Below are 19,410 nucleotides of genomic sequence, written 5' to 3' on the forward strand. Positions count from 1 at the left end.
CCTTTTTTAAAACAGATTCAACGGCCTCGGTTCGCCCAAATAGGCTATCGTCTCCGGATTGAGATCCCGAAAATATGCCTGATTCATGCTCTGCTGCTGATCCACAATCTGTTTACTTGAATCTCCTGCCGCGCCGCGCAGCCTACAGCTGTACAAAATCGGGAAATAATCGTGCAGAAATTTTCCTTCCGCATGCGCGGTCAAGGCAATGATTTGAAAACCCAATTGTTCGGCAATATAGAAAACGGGACTTAGTACATGTTCGCTGGAAGCTTTGCCGAACGGATTGTCGAGGATCACGGATCGGTGTCTCGGCATATCCCCCTGGATCGGCTGTCGCTTCTCGGCCACGTAGTTAAGCAGCCCCAGAAAAAGCGCCATGTTTTTGCTCCAACGTTCACCGCCGGACCAAGAGTTCGACGTTTCCCAGCTGTATGCCGCCGACGTTACCCGGTTGTCGTTGCTCACTTTTCGGCATTGAATACGGATCGCGTTTTCGCCCAGTACTTTGAACAGCAGTTGCTTGGAATCCAGCCACTTTTCAAGGTCTTTGCGTACAATCGTGTCTTGCGATTCCCCATGGTCATCTATATACCTCGATCCGTCTAGTTGACGGCTGATCCAGTCAATATGATTCTGGATTTTCTCACGAGCGATTTTCTCTTCCCACTGCGGAATTCGGAAAGAATAGATCTCCTTTGTTCCTTCGCTCGTTTTGACTCTCGTCTTTTTCGGAATTTCGCCGAGCTCTTGAGCCAGCTGCTTCAAATGATTGTGAATACGCGTGATATAATGCTGCAACTTTTTATCTTCGGCCTGCATATAGGTTTCGGCAACTTGGTTGGCTCGCAGCAAATTTTGTTTAAGCAGACGTTTGAATTCTTGCAGTTCGGCGTATTCTTGAGTTTCGGAGACTCCGTTTTTGGCCATCTGGCTTTGCTTGAGATCTGCAACCTGTTTATCGCAAAAATCGATGAAACGCTTTTTACTTGCGTCAGCTTTGCGTTTTTCTTCGTCGACTTTGCGCCTTTGTTCTTCAAGCCTATGCACAGTAGCTTTGCTGTGTTCAAGCATATCGTACAACCAGTCGTTTTGTTCGGACAACGATAGTTCGGTAGACTCTGTTTTTAGTGCTGGATTTTCGAGGTCGTGCACTCGAAGCTGCAGCAGCCATACTTCGCGGGATTTGGAAATACCGGCATGCTGTTTTCGCGCTGCTGTTATGAGCTCGTTCAGACGATTTTCTTCTTGCTCCAAACGTCGCTCCTCCTCAAATGCCCGTTCTTCTACGCGGCTTAATGGTTCAAGGAAAACAATCGCATCTTTACCACCGAACTGCTCTTTGTATCGTTCTTGCTCTGATTTCAAAATTCCAGCCTGCTGCTGATAATATTTATTTCTCCGATCTTTTTCCAATGCAAGTAAGTCACTTTTTTCTTTGCTTGTCTGAATCCTGCTCCACAGCTCTTCTACCTGCTCTTCTGCCCGCGAAGAAAGTTCAAGTATTTGATCGAGCGAAGAATACTGTTGAAGCATACGATTCATCAGTTTGTCCGCTTGCTCTTTGGCCGTCCGGTAACGTCCAATTTCCCGTTCTAGTCCAACGCGATCGGTCGCAACCTTGTTACGCTGCCGTTCAAGATCCCTTCGGACTTCTTGAAGCATAGGCAGCGTAAATTCGTTTTCCAAAGGAAATTCTGATGCGACCGCTGTATAAAGCTCTTGCTGCCGCCAATATTTAAGCTCTACAGACAATTCCTTCAGATGACCTTCCTTCTTTTTTTGCTCTTCTATACGCTCAGATACGATATTCTGTGCATCCTGCAAAGCTTGTTCCTGATGCTTGAGCTTGACGAACAAATCTCGGCGATTCCGATCCAATTCGGCTATTTTTCGTTCAAGTGCAAGATAGCGATTTCCTAGATCCATTTTCCTCTCAAGATCAATAATCTGCTGTCTGGAAAGCTCCTGTTTTTGCTGAAGCTCTTTCTGCTCCTGTTCAGTGCGAATTTCGTCCACCGCTTGAACATCAAGACGTTTTTCCAGAGTGTTTTCTCGGGCTGCAACTTCGTTTCGACGTAGCTCCGAGGCATGGCGCTCTTCGTTTGGATAACGTTTCAACAGCTCGTCAAGTTGACGCTCCCCGCCTTGCCACTCCTGAAGTTCCCGTTCTTTAGCCATTCGCACACGTTCTGCGTGTCCTGCACGCTCTGCCGCCCCGCTTTTCCAAGCTTCGAAGACAGCCCGATCTTCAAACGAACGCCACAACAAGGGTTCAACCCAGTTGCCGTCATTCAAATCAGAAGCTTCATTTCGAATATCTCGGGCTTCGTCCACACTCAGCACTCGAACCGGAAACTGAAGGCGATCCGCGACCTCAACGATTTTGCTCTTCAGCTTTTCCTTTTCATGAGTCGTCGTAATCAGGGTTAACGCCCAAATTTTTTCACCAAGATCGGATTCTTCATGCTGCTGTGCATACTCGACGCCGGACTGCAGCAGCGAAAACTGACCGCTCCATCTGCGCAGCAGCTCGAAAGCGTAAGGATCGGCGAAAAAAGTTTCCTGCTCGCCGTAATCGTCCACATGACGCCGAGCCAGTCGTTCCTGACGATACAAATCGTCTTTTTGCGCTGCTTTGGATTCAATCTCCCGCATCATTCGCTGGCGAATCGATTCCTCTTTTTCCGGAATAGAGACCAATCTGGCCCATTCGGGGCGAAGTAAAGCCAATACGTTCCGTACTTCTTCATGATCTTCGGTGTAGCGACGATACTCGACTTTCAACCGACTTAGTTCCTTCTGAACCTCGCTTAATTCTGCCCGACCATCAGCTAGCATGACGCGAAGCCGTTCCCTCTTTTGTTCAAGTTCGCCCTGCTTGGCATGACCAAACAATAACTCCTGTTCCAAACGATTGTATGCTTCATTCCAAATCGGCAATTGATGTTCGACCGATTCAGTCAGCGGATTATCTAAAATTTCTTGTGCCGTTTTTTGAAGCTGTAGACGGTCCTGTTTGATCTCTGTTTCAATTTGGATATTTTCACTTCTCAGCCGATTCATAATTCGGTTTTTTTCAGCAGCATCTTGGTTCATTTCAAGAAGCTGCCGATTGATTTGTTCTAAACAGCTTTGTTCATATTGTTCTTGTTCCAACAATCGTTGTTCATGCTTAGCGAGTACCGATTTCAATTGGCGAGCGTTTTCCTGCCAAGCCTTTTCAAGCTCTACTTCATCTTCCGAGACTTCCATCTGTGCCAAGCGTGATTCGGCATAATGCAGCTTCTGCTTCGCTTCCCGTCTTCTCTCTCTTTCCTGCGCATATTCGATTGAAGCACGCTCGTGTTCCCAGCCTGCCAAGCGTTTTTTTTCTTCTTCAAACTCTTCTACAGCTTCATATAAAAGAGTTTGAAGACTTTCTTCCTTTTCTTGCGCTTTAGCCATTCGAAGAGACATTCGCTTCTGTTCCAAGGCTTCTTTCTCTTCAGCAAGCTTGGCTATATAACGATCCAGTTCGTTCATGCGCTCCTGATGCCGGGCTTCCGACTGCTTCACATAATTCCATGCAGAAAAAGCGGACTTCCGCAGCTTCAGATACTCCTTTTGCTGTTCATCATAAAAGGCGAAACCCTGCACATAACGCTCCAACTGTTCGATAATCCGTTGATTGGTCTCGATTTTCAGATTCAACTCTCGATACTGCTTGAAGCCGTCGCGCTGTGCTTGAAACAAATTTGCAAAGATTTTCTGATCATAGCCCTGCATCGAGTTTTCGATCGTCGGGATCAGAAGTCGGTCAACCAAGTTGGATGTCGTTTTGCAGTCTTCGAAAAAGGCTTCCACCCCGCCTTCGTTCGAATTGATCTTGACGACCGCTTCCCACTCCGTCGCCACGATCTGCAGCTCATTTTCCAGATGATTCCGGTATTCAACGATCTTGTCGAACTGCTGTGCCTGGGTTTTGAATCGCTGAACCATCGATTGATAATAGTCCTGCATTTCTCCTTTATCGCTCGCCCGAGTTCCGCTGTCGCTGTTCCGAGTAAATGGCAGATTCGTGATCCCGTGGTCGTCGTCATCGCCATACTCGTACACATAACGGTAAGAGTCCAGACTTCCCGAGTTTATAAAAAGAGTCACACAGGTGACGGCGTAGCGGCGGCGGGGCTTGTCGGCCAGCAGCCACTCGACCGCGATATGTGCCGGCCCGTTTTCAAGCTGTAGTGTCTCGCGTATTTTGCGCCCGGCCAGATCGGTATGCGGAATCACTGCCTGCAGCGCCGCCTGAATAAACACCGTTTTTCCGCCTCCGTTCTCCAATACGATCGCGCTATTGTGCCCGTCGAAGAAAAAAGTGGAATCGTTATAGCGCTTGGCTCCTGCCTCATAAACGACATTGGTAAAACGAATTTTAGAAATCGCTGGCATGATTCTGATCCTCCTCTTCACGCTGGTTCGCATATCCGTATAAGAACTCAAGAATGCCCCGATTGTATTCCGTTTCCATGAAGTAACGCTGAACCACGATTTTCGTTTTTTCGTTCAGCCCCAGCTCGTTCACCCCAACTTCAAGCGCCAACTCCTGGTCCAGCAAAAAGCGACGAACACTATCCAGAAAGCTTAACCGGCTGTTCGTCTGCCCGCTCTGCCGCTTGGCACCTTCCTTGATATCGTCGATGGCATCCCAACGCTTGACGATATCGCTCCATCGATAAGCGTGATCTACGCTGTCCTGCTGCAACTGTTCTTCGCCACGCTCCTTGATTCCTTCCATTTTGTCACGCATCAGGTTCAGCCATTCATCCATGCTAAGAAAACTTCGTATCGGTTCGGCCGTCTGGTAGCTATCGTAAAACGCTCCGATCCAGACGATCACCGCCACGTACAGCAGATAAAGATCGGCGTTGAGCGCACCGGCTTTGAGATAATTTTTTTTCAACGCGTCGTTGCTCATATGAAAAGGTGAAAGTCTGGCTAGAGGAATCAGCATGAGCTGTTCGCCCGCCGCAATGACCACGCAGTCCGATTCGGCCGCGAAACGATCCACTAATCCTCGAATCCGGTCGTCATTTTCATACAGCTTCGTTTGTTCGGCTTCCGCACGCCCGGACTTGGCCAGTTCCATGTAAATGCGGAACGCCTTCATAACCTCCTGCTCGTCAAATTGCATGATTCCCCTCCGTTCGCTCGATGCGCATGTCCTGAATCTCGTACCGCTGCGTCACGCACAGTACTTCGCCAGCTTCTGTGACATTCAATGTTTTTCCCTGGAGTTCTTCGCCGATAACTTCCTGCAGTCCACTGATCCCTCTGGCCTCGCCGCCGGAATCCGTCCACTCTCTATCCGAGATCGGGCTGCGCTGATGCAGAATCAGCCAGCAGTCGTAAAATCCGCGGCTTCTTAGCAGTTCTTCTTCACCCTGTTCGCGCAGCCATTCGATAAAATCATCCAAATAAACGACATTTTGATTCTTTTCGTCAAAAAAGGCCATTAGTAACCGGACGATTCGAACGATGCCGCTCCTGCGCTGCTCTGCAAAAGCATCTTCCTCCGATTCGTCCATCTCCATAAAAGCGGCTTGTCCGCCGACTTCTTCGCTGCGTCCGGCCAACTGCTGCTGGGAGAACACAGTCAGCGGCGACCACAGCTCTGCCCGCTCCAACCCGATAAAAGGCGCAATTACTCCCTGCATACTTTCGGGTGAAAGCAGCTTGCCGAAAATAAACGCGCCGACCTCCTGCTCGAAGCTGAACGCGTTCATTCCGGTATAGTACATCGACTCTTTGGCCGCCCGCAGCGCCTGGTTGCTCAGTTCGTAACTTTGCTGCAGCAGTCGGGTATGCTCGTTATGCACGCCTTCCAGCTCGGTTCCGATCCGCAGAATCAGCTCGTAAGCTCTCTGGTTGCGCGGGAGTTCGCGGTCGGCGTAGATCCGCTCCCGCGTTTCCCGCACGAATTCCAGCAGTTCCTTGAACTCCTCGCTTTCTCGATTCAGACGGAGGTCGATATCTTGCAGCAGATTTTTGTAGCGCTGAAACGTATCTTCGGACACGATGCTTCGCTTGATCTCGCTCTCGATACGGGAGATGCGTTCGCGCAGCGTCTCCACGTCGATATGCATTTCATCGATCTGCCGCAGCGCTCCCTGGAATTCACCTTTCTCCAGCTGCTTGCGCAGCAGAAGCTGGTGGATCGAGAGCTGAAATTCCAAATAGAATTCCTTGGTCGCAAACACAAGCTCCAGTCCATCTTCGTCCAGCGTGTAATACTGCGTAACCGTCTGGGAGTCATGGCCGTCCGCTTTGAGAATCGAAGTTCTCGCCGTCCGTTCTTCCCCGCTGTTCAAATCAAAAAAAGTGAATTGGTGCCCCAATCCGTCCGCCGGGCGGAACACGCGGATGATGCGACTGACGATGTCCTTGATCTCGTTAGCCCCCAGCCTATACAGCCCTTGAGTGGCTTCCGCCAGAAACTCTTCGTGTTCTCTGGCGCTCGTCTTACGGCTGCGAAGCAGCTTCTTCTCAAAAAAGAACAGCAGCGTCAGCATGCCGAGTTCCATCATGGCGATGGGCTTGCCGTCGAGATCGTTTTTTCGTTGACGTCCCAACTCGAACAGCGGGTCGAATAACGCCAGTTTGTCCATACGCGAGGGGAAGTCCGCAAGGACCGCGATCACATCGACGTCTGCCGCTATTCGTTCACGCCGCAATCTTTGTTCCTGTTCTAGGCTTCGGTCCATACCGACATCCTTCCTATACGGTGCAGTTCTTCCGCAGACAGTACTTCCTGCGGAATATAACGCCCGTCATTCAGCAGTTCGTTCAGCCGCCGGGCTAATTCGTCAGGCAGATGCTGCGAGAAATCGCTCAGCGCGGTATGATCCTGCCTCTGATTGGTCTTGCCGGACACGGCATCATGCTGCAGCGCCGCTATGTAAAACGGTGCAGCCAGCCGGATATGATCGTACCGCCGATTCAAACTGTGCCAGATCCGGATGCCTTCCCAATCGAGATCGCCGAAATAATAGAACGTGTGATGAACATGTGGCAGCGGGACCTGCTTGGCAAACATTTGCAGATTGCCGACAATCTTGTTACCCGAGCCATAGATCACGGTGGCAAAAGGAAGATCGTTCAACCTGCCTAGCAGCGCGTGGAAGGTCGCTTTATTTTCTACAATGAGATGGGAGGCACTGGAGCCGAAGGTCGGGACACCGTTGAACAGCCTTGGGTGGATGGCCAGCATTAGAGGATCGCTTGCCGGAAAGATACGCATAGATGTCCAGAGCCCAATTTTCTCAAGCAGCTCCCGGCCGCCCTGCTCGTCAATCCACTTCTCGTCTCCAGTTAGCGCGAAGCTGCGTTCGGGAGCTGTGATCTCGTCTTGCGGCAGTCCGTACTGCGTCAGATACTGATGGATCTGCTGGATGTGGGGCACGTCGTTCTTCCATTCTTCCGATGTTCGTCCGTAGTAAGCGTCCAGCTTGATCGCCGGGTGAAGCTGTTGTGCAGCCGTCTGGATGATCGACACCTGATCACGCCGCAGCTTCTGCCGATCAATTCTGTAGCGATAGGCCAGCGAAGGAGTTCGTCCATTGCGGCCGTGCAATTTGACCGGAATCAGCAGCCCGTCCTGTTCCAATTGAAGCAGAGCTTCGGCAAAAGCCGGATAGTCGACAGCTTGACCTGCAAAAGCGGACTGCAGCTCGGCTAGATCGATATTGGATTTGCGGTAGGGTTCAATGCAAGAGAGTATGAATGTGACAATATCGATTTGTGGCATAAGACCTCCCAAAATAAATTGGAGCATACGTTCGCAATCTTACTGTTATCTAACTAAAAGTATTATATAATAAATCCACTTAAGGAAATGTCGGGAGGAGGGAATTTCTGTGGAGAAACCGCGATTGTTTATCGGTTCGGCGCGTGAATCGATGAGCTATGTAACAGCGATGCAGGAACAGCTCAGTTATAACTTTGAAGTAACGCCCTGGACAGCCGGCGCTTTCGGAGCAATGGAATATACGATGGAATCTCTGCAGCGACAATTGGACGAACACGATTACGGAGCTTTCGTCTTTTCGCCGGACGATCTTGTACAGCACCGAGGCCAATTGGTATTGGCAGCTCGGGATAATACGTTGTTTGAACTCGGTTTATTTTGGGGGAAGTTGGGGAGAGAACGCGTTTTTTGTTTGATTCCCGACTCTGTTCCTAAGCAAGTCGAAGGACGGGAAATAGACGGATTCCACCTGCCTTCGGATATGGAAGGACTTAATGTTCTTCGTTATGAAGTCCGTACGGAGCGTAGAAACGACCAAGCTGCAGTAAACGTTGCCTGCGGGAAAATCATTGCAGTAGGAAAAGAATTTGGGAGAGTTCAACGTGTTGAGCAGCAGTTGGAAGAAGTCGTAGCACTCAGCGAAGTCAAAGACCAGCTAATCTCCTTTTTAACCGATCTCATGGGTCCCGAGATTCTTCACAATCGTTATGAATCTCTCTACCTAGCGATCCGCAATGCTTATAGGCTCGATGTGCTGCCGGGATTTTCAATCTCTCAAGGTGCCATCTGGAAAGTCAAGCACAATGAAATTTTCCAGGTAGCAGGAGATGCAGGCAAGGGAAGAACTTATTCGCTTCAATATAACGAGGGTAAAGATGAGCAAGAATGGGCACGTGTAGTAGAATGCCATAATACAAAAGCTGTTCAGTTTAACTATCATGCACGAATCGCGTTGAAAAACGTGTATCTTCTATGTTACCCTTTATCTAACAGAATGGTAATTTCCCTGCATCTGCGGGGCCGGGAAGACGTATCTCAAGCTGATTTCGCGCGTCTCACAGAACTGAACGAGGAGCTAATGGGTACCGTCGATTATTTATATGGAGGGGATGAAGTATGAGACAAAAATCGAATAATCATAACCTCATTAGATCAGGCAATGGGTCTCCCACAAAAGCGAGAAAGGTCCATGTACATGCGCATTCGGGCAAAGTGAAATTTTCGCAGCCGGTTCAGCATAAATCCCAGCTGCTGTATCAGCAGCCGGCAGCATATAAAGTGCCTGGATTTTTGAAGGATTTATTGGAAGCCAAGTAAACGCTAGGTATAAAAGCGTCTAATCAGCTATTTGAGCTGTTAGACGCTTTTTTCACTTAATAACCGCTTTCGTAGTCCCACACTGCACATTATCTTTTACCGTTTACTAAAAAAAGCCACTTTCTAATTATATTAGAGAGTGGCTTTTTTTATTTACTACGCGGAAAAGGAGAATTCAAAACTTCCCACATCTTATCGTACTCGACTTTATCCGTGGAAAATCCTGAACTGAACTTTTCCACCTTATCATGATTTTTCGGATCAAAGTTCAAATATTCGTCCTGACTATGACAAGCATAATTTCTACAGTGAGAAGCAAACTCATAAAAGTGTTCAAAAGGACGATCCATCATCTCTACGACGATCAAGTCTCCTTCTTCACGACTCGATGACGGCATGTAGATTAAAAAGTATTCTTCACTTGAAAATCGATACTCCATGGCTCTCGCCTCCCTTTATTAAATCCTTTGTTCAATTATACTAAAATCTCTTCTTTTTGAGTCCTTTGATATAGCCAAGCTCGCTCAACACGCGGAAAATATTTGCCTGAACACGCGAATCGAACACGGGAGCGGGGCGATTCTGCCGGTCGGTCCGCGCGGAAGGTCTGCCCTGCAGGACGTTTTGCATATAGCGCTTGAGATGTTTGACGCCCGAATTGCCGTCGACTTTGGTATCCGGCAGATGTTCCGGCAGCATGGAGCTGACCAGCTTCATATGGGATTTGGCGCGGGTGACGGCCACGTTGAGTCTGCGTTCGCCTTTGGCTTGGGACAGCGGGCCGAAGTTATAATAAATCGAACCGTCGGCCGCAGGTCCGTACCCGACGCTCAGGAAGATAACGTCCCGTTCGTCGCCCTGCACGTTTTCCAAACTTTTCACGAAAAACTCTTCATGCACGTCTTCCTGAAATACGCGTCGAAGTCGGGCTGATGTCGGCGCAATGCCTGCACTTCTTCTTCGATCGCCTCGGCCTGCTTCCGGCTGAACGCGATTACGCCCAGCGACAATCCGGCATGGTCCCGATAATGCTCGAATACCCGTTCCGCGATGCGGCGCGCTTGCTTTTTTCTAATGGGGAACCTGCACTTCGAAATCGTCCCTGTAAGACTTGTCTGCATTGAAAAATACGACATCGCCGTCCCGCAGTTCGAACCGGTGGCCCCAGGCATCCTGCTTGCTGCGCGCGTAGCCTTCCAGCGCCCACTGGTTCATCAGCGGAGCATGGATATACTGCAAATGCGGATGCGCGACGTCGCCGTCGCGGATGCTCTCGACGTTGAAGTTCACGATCAGGTACCCGTCCCGTAAAAAGATCGGATCGCGCCGCGTCAACCCGCCGTGCGTCCGGCCGTATTCGGCCAAATCCGTTCCTCTGACGACGAGATAAGGATCGCCGGGCAAACTGTATTCGCCGTACCATTTCTGCCTGGCTGCATTGGCCCGTTCCCAATCGACGCCCGCCGGCAAGTCGGTCTTTGGTCCGATCAGCGTGCGCAGCTGTTCGGGCAGCAGCAGCCGCGAGATCCCTCCGATCGGCGTCTTCATTTTCGTGAACCGCTCGATATAATCCGTCACGAACGTCCGCCGGCTGACGTTGTGCATCTCCGCGAATCCGTAATGGTGCCCATAAGCATAGCGGGCCGTATCGCCCAATTCTTCTTCCGGCACATTGCGCAGCCGCTCGTTCAGGATCACGTACCGCTCTGCTTTGTCCGCGGGAGAACCGACTTTGACGAACGGCTCGCGATCGGTGCCGTAATACAGGTCGACCGGCGCATAACGCTTGCCGTCCCGGCTGACGAACGCAAAGCTTGGCGTGATGCGGAGGCCGTCTTTTTTGCCGAACATATTGCCCTGGGTCTTGAGATCGAACTTGAACGCGTAGCCGGTCTTGACCGCCACGTTCTTCATCCCCTGCCGAGGATGGCTGCCGGGCAGGATCGGGAGCGTAAACGGCGCGGAATTGCCGCGGGCCGCTCCGTCGATCCCCTGCCCGCCGACCCAGTAAGTGTTACCGGTCGGCAGCGGACTGTCCGCTCGCTGGCGGAATACCGTCTCCCAGTTGTAATCGACGATGTCCGTGACGTGCAGATCGTACAGCCGGCCGATCACTTCGACGTTCACGCTGTCGGAAGCGGCATGGTGAGCGAGGTCCAGGTTTGCTCCCGGCTCGGCCGGTTCGGACGCAGGCGCATTCTCGGCGACGTTCCGATAGTCCACCGCATAATCGCCTTCGTCGACCCAGATCGGCAGGAAAAACTCGGCCGTAAGCCGGCTGACCGGGATATCGATCCACGTATTTTTCGGATAAAAGACCGAACGGTCGCCGGTATACACGTCAAACGGGAAACGGACTTCCTTGCTGCGAAAATATTTGGCGTAATCGCGGCTGCCGTAGCCGGGATAGTCCTGATGCGGGCCGTAGGTAGGCAGCGTGACGGTAAAAGGACGATCCAAAATAAAAGCCTGCCGGGCCGGATTCGGGGTCGTCTTCTGGTTATGCGCCGCGTCGTCGGAAGCGCCCGAAAAATTGACGACCGGCGTATGCACGGTGACCGGGTTGATGTCCCCGACGGGGTAAGTATCGCCGGGCGCGGCGTTGACGTTGGCGTCGAGGGGCATGTACGTGATCGTTCCGCTCGACGGCGCGGCCCGGCGATTGATTTTGCGATTCGGGATGACCTGGTTCGGCTTATACAGCACGTCCCGGGCGATCCGTGTCGGTTCGGGCACTTTGTGCGGATCTTCGGTTTTGCGTTCGGCAGGGCTGCCGTTCATAAGCGGCTGGCTGTTGAAAACGACCGTATCGTTGCGGACTTGGACCGGCTTGATCTTGCGCTCGGTCTCCCCGGCGACCAGATTCAAGTCATTCGGTACGGAAGGCTTGGCGAAGCCGCCGGCAACACTCTGCCCGGACGCCGTCCAGTTGCCCGGTCCGGGGTCCGAAACGTAGGTGCCGGTCGCGGTGACAGACAGCGCGGGCGGGACATAACCGGCAGGCCGGATCTTGATCGATTCGCCCTGAAACGCATAGTTTCTCAGTTCGGCCTGTTCGATTGCATAAATCCCGATTTTCTCGACGACCCAATAAGAGAAATAACGTTCGATATGTACCGGATACCGGACCGTCTCGGTGTCCGACCTGCTTCGGACCGCGGGAGGTCCGGGCTTGCCGTCCGGAAGCGAGGTCGCGTTCGATTCCTGCCATTTGAGCGTGTACGTCTTGGATACGGTCAGGTCGTACACACAGCTGCCCAACTGTTCTTTGAACTTGTACTGGTGCAAATAACCGTTCGCGCTCACGCTGCCGTACAAGCTCTCGGACGTCGGAATGCCCTGCAGCACGTCAAAGACTTCCCGGTCCCTCTGATCGGCACGGATCATGGCTGACGCTTCCGGCGTCATCCGCTCGCCTTCAACGACGCGTCCGTCGCGGATCGTGCAGCCCGCGAATCCGGGCGGAACTTCGGTTGGAGGTTTCGGCTCTTCGCCGGGGTCTTTGTCGGTGTAGACCCAGTAGTGGTCGGGGTATTGGTAGGTGACTGAGGTGGCTGTGAAGTTGTAGGCGGCAAAGTAGAAGGCCATGATTTGGGCGTTTGCGGGATTGGCGTTATAGGGACGCATTTCGCCGTTGGGTCCTTTTTCAACGTAATATCGTTTGCCGCCGACATCATCATGGTATTGCGTAAAAGAGATTGTGGCGAAGTTTAGATCCCGTGTAGCTCCCGGAGTTTGATTGGGATCGAGTCCGACCAATAGCGACATGATGGCGATTTGGTCAGAGCGACCCCGTCCTGAAATGCCAAGATTATCGATACTCACTTTTTTTTCATCGTCAATTTGTATTTTCGCACCGCCTCCGGGTGTTTGTGGGTTATTGGCTTGTACGATACTGGTTCGATTATCAATGATGTTTAAAGGAAACGAAAGATCAGAAAACGCACCTTCACCTTTGAAGGCATGAGTGATGGGATACCTAACCATTAAACGAACCTTTTTGCCGGGTGTTGCTTTGTAGGTTCGATCATAAGTTTCTCCGCTGTTTTTGGTCACAATATGTTCGGAGTCGACTGGAATATTACCTTCGTCAGTCCATGTGTCCCCTTGACCGCCCGCGGTCCATCCACTGAGAATGGTTCGGTTCCATGCAAACCAAGAACCGGCTGATCCATTTTCTGTTGAATTTACTTTGACAGCTTCTCCGGTAAAAGCTTCAGTTCGGTTGTAGGTCTGAGCGTTAATGTTAATAGTTTTGACGGCTTCTTTGCCTCTGTAAAACACAATTTTTTGGATCTTTTTTCCGGCACCTGCATCTTCCTTAATAGCAGCAGTTGTCGCAGTTGGTGTTTTGCCGAACGTCACCGCGTTTCGGTTAATATGGGGTTTTGGTGCATCAGCACCAGTGTAAACAATTATTTTTTTGATAGGAGCGGCATTGGCTTCTCCTTGGAGTGGAAAAAAAACACCCAGCATGCTGCTGGCAATGAGCAGCATGCTGAGTCCGACAAGCGTGAATCTGTTTTTGCGTTGTCGGCGTTTTTTCATTATTGAAGGCCTCGCAGTCTAAGCAGATCGATTTCGATGAATCGAATATTAGAGCCGGTTGGCGCTTGCAGGACAATTTTGATGTCGTTCCCATTTTGCATGGTACCACTTTTAGGTACGATGATTGCGGGTAAGTCATCTGTCTGATTACGATACAGATATGCGGTTTTGTTCAGGGTTCCCGCATAAAACGCATTAGTATCCGGGCTGCCAAATCCACTAATTTGAAACTGAACGAACGGAATGTCCGCATATTTGGACTTGTCTTTGTTGTATACCGTATGGCTTTTGAAGTACAGCACATACGTGTTGGTTTTACCCTTGATTAGGTTTTTCATGACTTCGTCATTGTTATACCATTTCACGGTACTGACATCCCCCAACAACCCCCGATTCGGATCGTTCGCATCGGCCATGTCGATCGCGATCAGCGCGTCCAGTTTGCCTTGGTACAGGCCGTCTTTGGACGTGATCGTCATGTTTTTTTCGTTCCACATGTCTTCGATCGAGGGTTTGCCTTTGCTTTTCCAATCGGATTCCGGGGTGACGAACATCTCGGGCATGATCGAGAAGATATTCGTGCCGTGCCAGGCGATTTCGGCCGAGCCGGCGGCGTAGCGGTCGATCTCGAGTTTGGCGCCGCTTTTGACGGAACGGATACGCTCGATGATCACGACGGACTGCGCGCGGGTGGTCAGGCCTTGAGGCGCGATCTGCCCTTTGCCGACGCCCTGGATCAGTCCGGTCTTCGTGGCGAGGTACATCCATTTGTCGTTCTCGCGAGTCTCCTCCCCGATCGCGCGGGCGGCGACTCTCGCCATTTCTTCGCGCGTCATCGCGGCGGCCCATCCGGCTTCGCTGTCGGGAAAATCGCTCGCGTCGTACAAGCCGGCCCGGACGGCCGCCTCGACGTACGGCGCGTACCAGCGGCCGCCTGTCGGAGCGGCGTCGAGCTTCAGCGCCGAAACGGCCATTTTGACGAATTCCGCGCGCGTGACGCTCGCGTCCGGCTTGAACGTCGCATCGTCATAACCGTCGACGTATCCTTCCCGCATCGCTCCGTTCACGGCAGAATACGCCCAGTGGCCGGCTTTGACGTCCAAAAAGCTGACCGCCGCGGCGTTTGCGGCCGGAGCTGCGCTCCACAGGCTGCCTGCCGCCCATACCCCCGCCAAAACCAATCCGGCCCATCTCATTCCATACTTGTTCATCTCTTCACGCTCCTTCTGTATAGTGGCGCTGCCTCGATCTCCTCCGACAACATTGCTCCTCCGGCAGCCTTCCGTCTTCCCATTGTCGCCGGCTTGCTTGCACTCGGGAAGTGTGCTTGCTTCCAAAAATGCTAAAAACCACGCAAAAAAGCGGACGAAACTTTCCCCGAGGAAAGTCCGTCCGCGTGCTTCGCGAAAGGCAGAATTCTGTTGAGTTCAAATCTAAAGGATTCCGAGCGAAAAAGCAAGCTTATTTCCGCGGCTTCCCACTCCAACCTGCCGCCTGGCGATCAGATCCGCTTCGCGAAATACCCCCACATCGAGAAGAAGACGATCAGAACGAACAGCAGCGTGCCCAGCAGCGTTACAAACGCGACGGTGTTCAAAAATCCGGCCACGATCGTAGCGATCCCGATGCCGAAAAACGCGACGGAAGTGCCGAGCGAAGCCGCCTTTTGAAGAATGAGACCCGTGCGTTCGTCGTTTTCGCTGATCTGCAATTTGCGGGTCGCTTCTTCGCTTTTGGACGCTTTGACGTATTGGACCAAAAAGCCGAGGATGATCAGTTCCAGACCGAAGAAAATGCCGTGATGGAATCCTTTGATAAAGCTGTTCAAGACAGGCAGTTCCGAACGGTAGATCATAAAGCCGGCATAGATCAGGGCGACGGCGACGGCGAGCAGCGTCAGCACGCGAATCCGAAGACGCAGTTTTCGTTTGAATAATTCCATAGGTTATTCCTCCACTTCGCTAAAATCAAATACTTCTTCGATCGTCAGCCCGAAATAACGGGCGATTTTGTAGGCCAGCACCAACGATGCGGTGTATTTGCCCACCTCGAGCGAGGTGATGGTCTGCCGGGTCACGCCGACGGCCATCCCAAGCTCCTCCTGCGACAGCTTGCGCTGCTTGCGCAGTTCCGGGATTTTGGTTTTCAACGGAACGCCTCCTCGCCTGTATCCAGTAAATGCAATGTTTACTTTGCACATTAAGCATAGTTTACTTTGCACAAAATGTCTAGTTTGCTTTGCAAATTCAACAAAAAAAGAGCATTCGGGATCTGGCCCGAAGCTCTCTTTGCGTTTTCGCCCCAATTCGTTCTTCAAGGCCCGCCCTACAGCTGAAGCAGCCCGTTCACGAGCAGCACCAAGCCAAAGCCCGCGCACAGCACCCCGCCGAACGTTTTGGTTCCGCTGCGTTTTCGATCGTATTTTTTCGGCCAAATTACGTACAGACCAAACGCAATCAGTACAACTCCCATCCCGAGGCTAAAAAAGTGCAGCGTTCCGGCCAAAGCTTCGGCGCCCTGACGGACGGCTTGGTCGCGCGGCGATTGTTCCATATCCGCTCACTCCTTCTTGTTCATTTGTCTTTGAATTCGCTTGGTCGGCAGCCGACATACTCTTTGAACACGTTGGAAAAATAGTGCGGATCGCCGAAGCCGAGCGCTTCGGCGACATGTTTGACTTTGACTTCGGGCCCCGAAGATAGCAGGCGTCGGGCTTCCGCAATTTTGAGCGCCATGTAATGATGCACGAACGTGCTGCCGGTATAGCGCTTCACGAGGCGGCTTACGTACGAAGGGCTGACGTGAAACTGCTGCGCCGCTTCCGTAACGGACAGCTGCGCGTACAGATTTTGCCGCAAATAACGGTCCAGCCGCTCGAACAGCTCTTCGCCGCCCCGCTTGAGGGGTTCCCGCAGCGCAAGCTTGGACGCTTCGCCTGCCTGCGGCGGCGCCGCGTAATCGCCTTCGGCGGAGATCGGCGGCGCCAGATTCCCGCCGACGGTCAAGTGCCCGCGCAGCTCCCGCTCAAGCGCCGCATGCACGGCCGCAAGCGCGCCCAGACCGGCCGGTTCCGGCGCGGCCGCTACGACCGCGGGCAGACCGGCCGCGGCCAGAGACCCTTGCAGCGCCTGCGTCAGCTGGCGTGCAGCCGCTTCGCCGTCTGCTGCACGCTCTTGCTCCGCAAGCAGCACCACGAACCGCCCCTGCTGCGGCGCGGGCCATACGTATCGGCATTCGCCGCCGGGCAGCGCGGAGAGCGCCGCTTCGATCTCCCGGGCCGTCCACGCCCGCTCCGCCTGCGCAGCAAAAGGCCTGCGCCGCAGCAGCGCCATCCGATACCGGCCCGCCAGCAGTCCGGCATCCAGCGGCATGTCCGCGAGAAACGCCGGTTCGACCACGCTTTCCAGCAGCTTGCGGTCGCTCTGCCGCTGCTCCGCCAACTGCGTGATCAGCCGCTCCAGCACGTCGCTCAGCTGCGTCTGGTCCACTGGCTTGAGCAGGTAATCGAACGCATGCAGGTTCAGCGCGCGCCGCGCATAGTCGAAATCGCTGTAGCCTGTAATAAGCACGGCCTGCAGACGCGGATTCAGCGCTTTGGCCTGTTCGATTAGCCCCAGTCCGTCCAGCTTGGGCATGCGGATATCGGTCAGCAAAATGTCGGCCTGCCCGTCTTGAAGCCGCTCCAGCGCTTCGATCCCGTTCGACGCGGTCGCGGTGACCCGCACCGGCAGGCCGGACGATTCGATCAGCATTCGGATATGGCGCAAAATGGGCTTGCTGTCTTCCGCGATGATGACGTTGTACATGCCGCCCCTCCTTTTGGCTAATAAAAATCTTCCGTCAGCGACGCAATGATCTGGACCGCCGCTCCGCCGCCGTCGTCCGAATGGTTGTACATGTTGAAAAAGAGCCGGTTTTTGTACATCAGCTGCAGCCGCCGCACCGTATTGACGATGCCCATGCCGCCGATGCCCGTTGCGACGCCGTCCAAGCTTGCGCTGCCGGACGCCAACGCGTCGTTTTTCGCTGCATGCGCCCTGTGGTCCGTCGCTTCGCCGGCCCGGATACTGTCCAGCACGTGCCGGATCGTCGCGTCGTCGAACCCGTCGCCGTTGTCGCGAATTTCCAGCGCCCACAGCCCGTTGTACACTTTCACCCGCACTTCGATACGCCACGGCGTGTCCGCTTCCTTGAACGCGTGTTCGATACAGTTTTCCACGAACGGCTGCACGACGAGGCGCGGCAGGCGAATGTCGTCGAAAGCCCGGTCTGCGTCAACGCTCCACACCAGATCGTCTTCGTAATTGCGGTGCAGCAGCGCCAGATAATGTTCGGCATGCTCAAGTTCCTGCGTGAGACTGACATGCTGATACGGCGAGGAGACGATGTAGCGCAGGCTGTCCGACAGGTTTTTGCACATTTCCGAGACGACGTCGTTTTTGCCTTCCTGCGCGGCGATGCTGATCAGGTACAGCGTATTGTGGATAAAATGCGGCGCGATCTGCGCCTGCAGCGCCGAATGGCGAGCGAGCGCTTCTTCGTGCACGGCCAACTTTTCCCGCTCGATCGACACCTGCAGGCGATCGAGCAGCCCCTGGAACGATTCGCTCAGCATGAGCAGTTCGTTGTTCGACGAAGGCGTCACGACGCGCGTGTCCATATTGCTGTAATTGATGCGCAGCATCTGATTGCGCAGTTTGCGAATCGGCAGCAGCAAGCTTCGGGCGGAGAAATACATATACGCGGCGGAAAAAAGAAACAGCGACGCGATCAGCAGCATCGACACCGTCGTCACCGAGTTGACCGGACCGAGCACGACCCGCTTTGGGGTCACGCTGTACGTCGTCCATCCCGTCTCGTCCGAGCGCGAAAACGCGACATAATTATCCTGTCCGTCGAGGTAGACGCCTTCGGAATCGGGCTGCGACGTCTCAAGCTTCGGAATGCTTCCGTCCGCTTGGCGGCTCGACGCGTAGACCGTCTGGCCGTTGTGATCGAGCACGTAGACGTCGCTGCCCGAACTGCCGGCCGCCGCCGAACGGCGCAGCATCTCCTGCTGCAGCTGGATCGCCATATAGCCGAACACTTTGCCGTTCTGATTCCGGATCGCCCGGACAAAAAAGACCCGGTTCGAGCTCGGACGATACAGCGCGTAACCGCTCTCATTCCACGTCGTGCTGCTGCCGCTGCTTTCCAGAAAAGGCAGCAGCGACGACGGATTGCCGGACATGCTGATGAAAGTCGTCAGCAGCGTCCCGCGCAGGTCGTAGATCGCCACGTCTTCGATATTCATGCTCGGTCCGATCGACTGGAACATGATTTCCCTCAATTTGCGGCTGCGGGCCAGCCCTTCCACGGTCAGACCCGACTCGCTGCCGGAAGGCATGAGCGCGAAAATGTCCTGGCTCGACAAGATCCGCTGGGACAGCTGGTTCTGCCCGTCGACGTACAGATTCAGCTGATCGCCGATCTTGGCCGCGGCGAGCCGCATCTCGTTCTCGGTCGTGTCCCGAAGCGGGCGGACGACGACCTGGTTGACGTACACGCCGAAGCTGCCCATGACGATCACGAGCAGCACGGCGAACGCCAGCAGGAACTTGGTCTGCAGGCTGGCCTGCGCGCTTCCGATTTTCATTTTTTGGAAAAGCACCGCGGAACCTCCCATGGCGTGTTGATGTTCATACTGTACAATACAAAGTCGGAAATGGACAAGGGTTCGCACGTTGTTCAGGATATTACACCCAAAGAGTAAATGGCAG

Annotated in this window: 14 protein-coding genes; 1 reads left to right on the top strand and 13 read right to left on the bottom strand. The window is 53.2% G+C overall.

The annotated features are described in order from the left end of the window. Window positions 1-6: 6 nt before the first annotated feature. The 4 genes from FFV09_RS01555 to FFV09_RS01570 are packed head-to-tail and all read right to left on the bottom strand — an operon-like array spanning window position 7 to window position 7,786. The gene (locus FFV09_RS01555; RefSeq protein WP_141446050.1) at window positions 7-4,431 is read right to left on the bottom strand and encodes a coiled-coil domain-containing protein; all 4,425 of its coding nucleotides are present in this window, start codon (window positions 4,429-4,431) and stop codon (window positions 7-9) included. Further along, the gene (locus FFV09_RS01560; protein ID WP_141446051.1) at window positions 4,415-5,173 is read right to left on the bottom strand and encodes a DUF6063 family protein; all 759 of its coding nucleotides are present in this window, start codon (window positions 5,171-5,173) and stop codon (window positions 4,415-4,417) included. The genes FFV09_RS01555 and FFV09_RS01560 overlap by 17 nt, the downstream gene beginning before the upstream one ends. Then, window positions 5,163-6,743 carry a replicative DNA helicase gene (locus FFV09_RS01565; protein WP_246098442.1) on the bottom strand — a complete coding sequence of 527 codons (1,581 nt, stop codon included), beginning with the start codon at window positions 6,741-6,743 and terminating at the stop codon, window positions 5,163-5,165. Before FFV09_RS01565 ends, FFV09_RS01560 begins: the two co-directional genes overlap by 11 nt. Continuing rightward, entirely contained in the window at window positions 6,728-7,786 is a 1,059-nt protein-coding gene (locus FFV09_RS01570) for a Wadjet anti-phage system protein JetD domain-containing protein (RefSeq protein ID WP_170314899.1), read from the bottom strand. The genes FFV09_RS01565 and FFV09_RS01570 overlap by 16 nt, the downstream gene beginning before the upstream one ends. Before the next feature lie 109 nt (window positions 7,787-7,895). Between FFV09_RS01570 and FFV09_RS01575 the strand changes: the two genes are divergently transcribed. Continuing rightward, the gene (locus tag FFV09_RS01575) at window positions 7,896-8,906 is read left to right on the top strand and encodes a TIR domain-containing protein (protein ID WP_141446053.1); all 1,011 of its coding nucleotides are present in this window, start codon (window positions 7,896-7,898) and stop codon (window positions 8,904-8,906) included. Between the two features lie 346 nt (window positions 8,907-9,252). Here FFV09_RS01575 and FFV09_RS01580 read toward each other — a convergent pair whose 3' ends face one another. The 9 genes from FFV09_RS01580 to FFV09_RS01620 form a co-directional block, all read right to left on the bottom strand. Beyond that, window positions 9,253-9,543 carry a hypothetical protein gene (locus tag FFV09_RS01580; RefSeq protein WP_141446054.1) on the bottom strand — a complete coding sequence of 97 codons (291 nt, stop codon included), beginning with the start codon at window positions 9,541-9,543 and terminating at the stop codon, window positions 9,253-9,255. Window positions 9,544-9,583: 40 nt separating this feature from the next. After that, window positions 9,584-10,141: an AAA domain-containing protein gene (locus tag FFV09_RS01585; RefSeq protein ID WP_141446055.1), complete on the bottom strand. Its 558-nt coding sequence runs from the start codon at window positions 10,139-10,141 to the stop codon at window positions 9,584-9,586. Between the two features lie 33 nt (window positions 10,142-10,174). Continuing rightward, window positions 10,175-12,730 carry a DUF5704 domain-containing protein gene (locus tag FFV09_RS01590; protein WP_281288466.1) on the bottom strand — a complete coding sequence of 852 codons (2,556 nt, stop codon included), beginning with the start codon at window positions 12,728-12,730 and terminating at the stop codon, window positions 10,175-10,177. Window positions 12,731-13,650: 920 nt separating this feature from the next. Beyond that, window positions 13,651-14,862 (bottom strand): S-layer homology domain-containing protein, encoded by a 1,212-nt coding sequence (locus FFV09_RS01595; RefSeq protein WP_141446057.1) that lies wholly within the window; start codon window positions 14,860-14,862, stop codon window positions 13,651-13,653. Between the two features lie 290 nt (window positions 14,863-15,152). After that, window positions 15,153-15,593: a hypothetical protein gene (locus FFV09_RS01600; RefSeq protein WP_141446058.1), complete on the bottom strand. Its 441-nt coding sequence runs from the start codon at window positions 15,591-15,593 to the stop codon at window positions 15,153-15,155. Window positions 15,594-15,596: 3 nt separating this feature from the next. Next, a complete protein-coding gene (locus FFV09_RS01605; protein WP_425472299.1) occupies window positions 15,597-15,851 on the bottom strand; it encodes a helix-turn-helix transcriptional regulator in 255 nt (84 codons plus the stop codon). 125 nt (window positions 15,852-15,976) lie between these two features. Then, a complete protein-coding gene (locus tag FFV09_RS01610; RefSeq protein WP_141446060.1) occupies window positions 15,977-16,204 on the bottom strand; it encodes a hypothetical protein in 228 nt (75 codons plus the stop codon). Window positions 16,205-16,224: 20 nt separating this feature from the next. Continuing rightward, entirely contained in the window at window positions 16,225-17,457 is a 1,233-nt protein-coding gene (locus FFV09_RS01615) for a response regulator (protein WP_141446061.1), read from the bottom strand. Window positions 17,458-17,474: 17 nt separating this feature from the next. Further along, window positions 17,475-19,301 carry a cache domain-containing sensor histidine kinase gene (locus FFV09_RS01620; protein WP_342782082.1) on the bottom strand — a complete coding sequence of 609 codons (1,827 nt, stop codon included), beginning with the start codon at window positions 19,299-19,301 and terminating at the stop codon, window positions 17,475-17,477. Between the last annotated feature and the right edge of the window lie 109 nt (window positions 19,302-19,410).

Source organism: Saccharibacillus brassicae, assembly GCF_006542275.1.
In the GTDB taxonomy this organism is placed as follows: domain Bacteria; phylum Bacillota; class Bacilli; order Paenibacillales; family Paenibacillaceae; genus Saccharibacillus; species Saccharibacillus brassicae.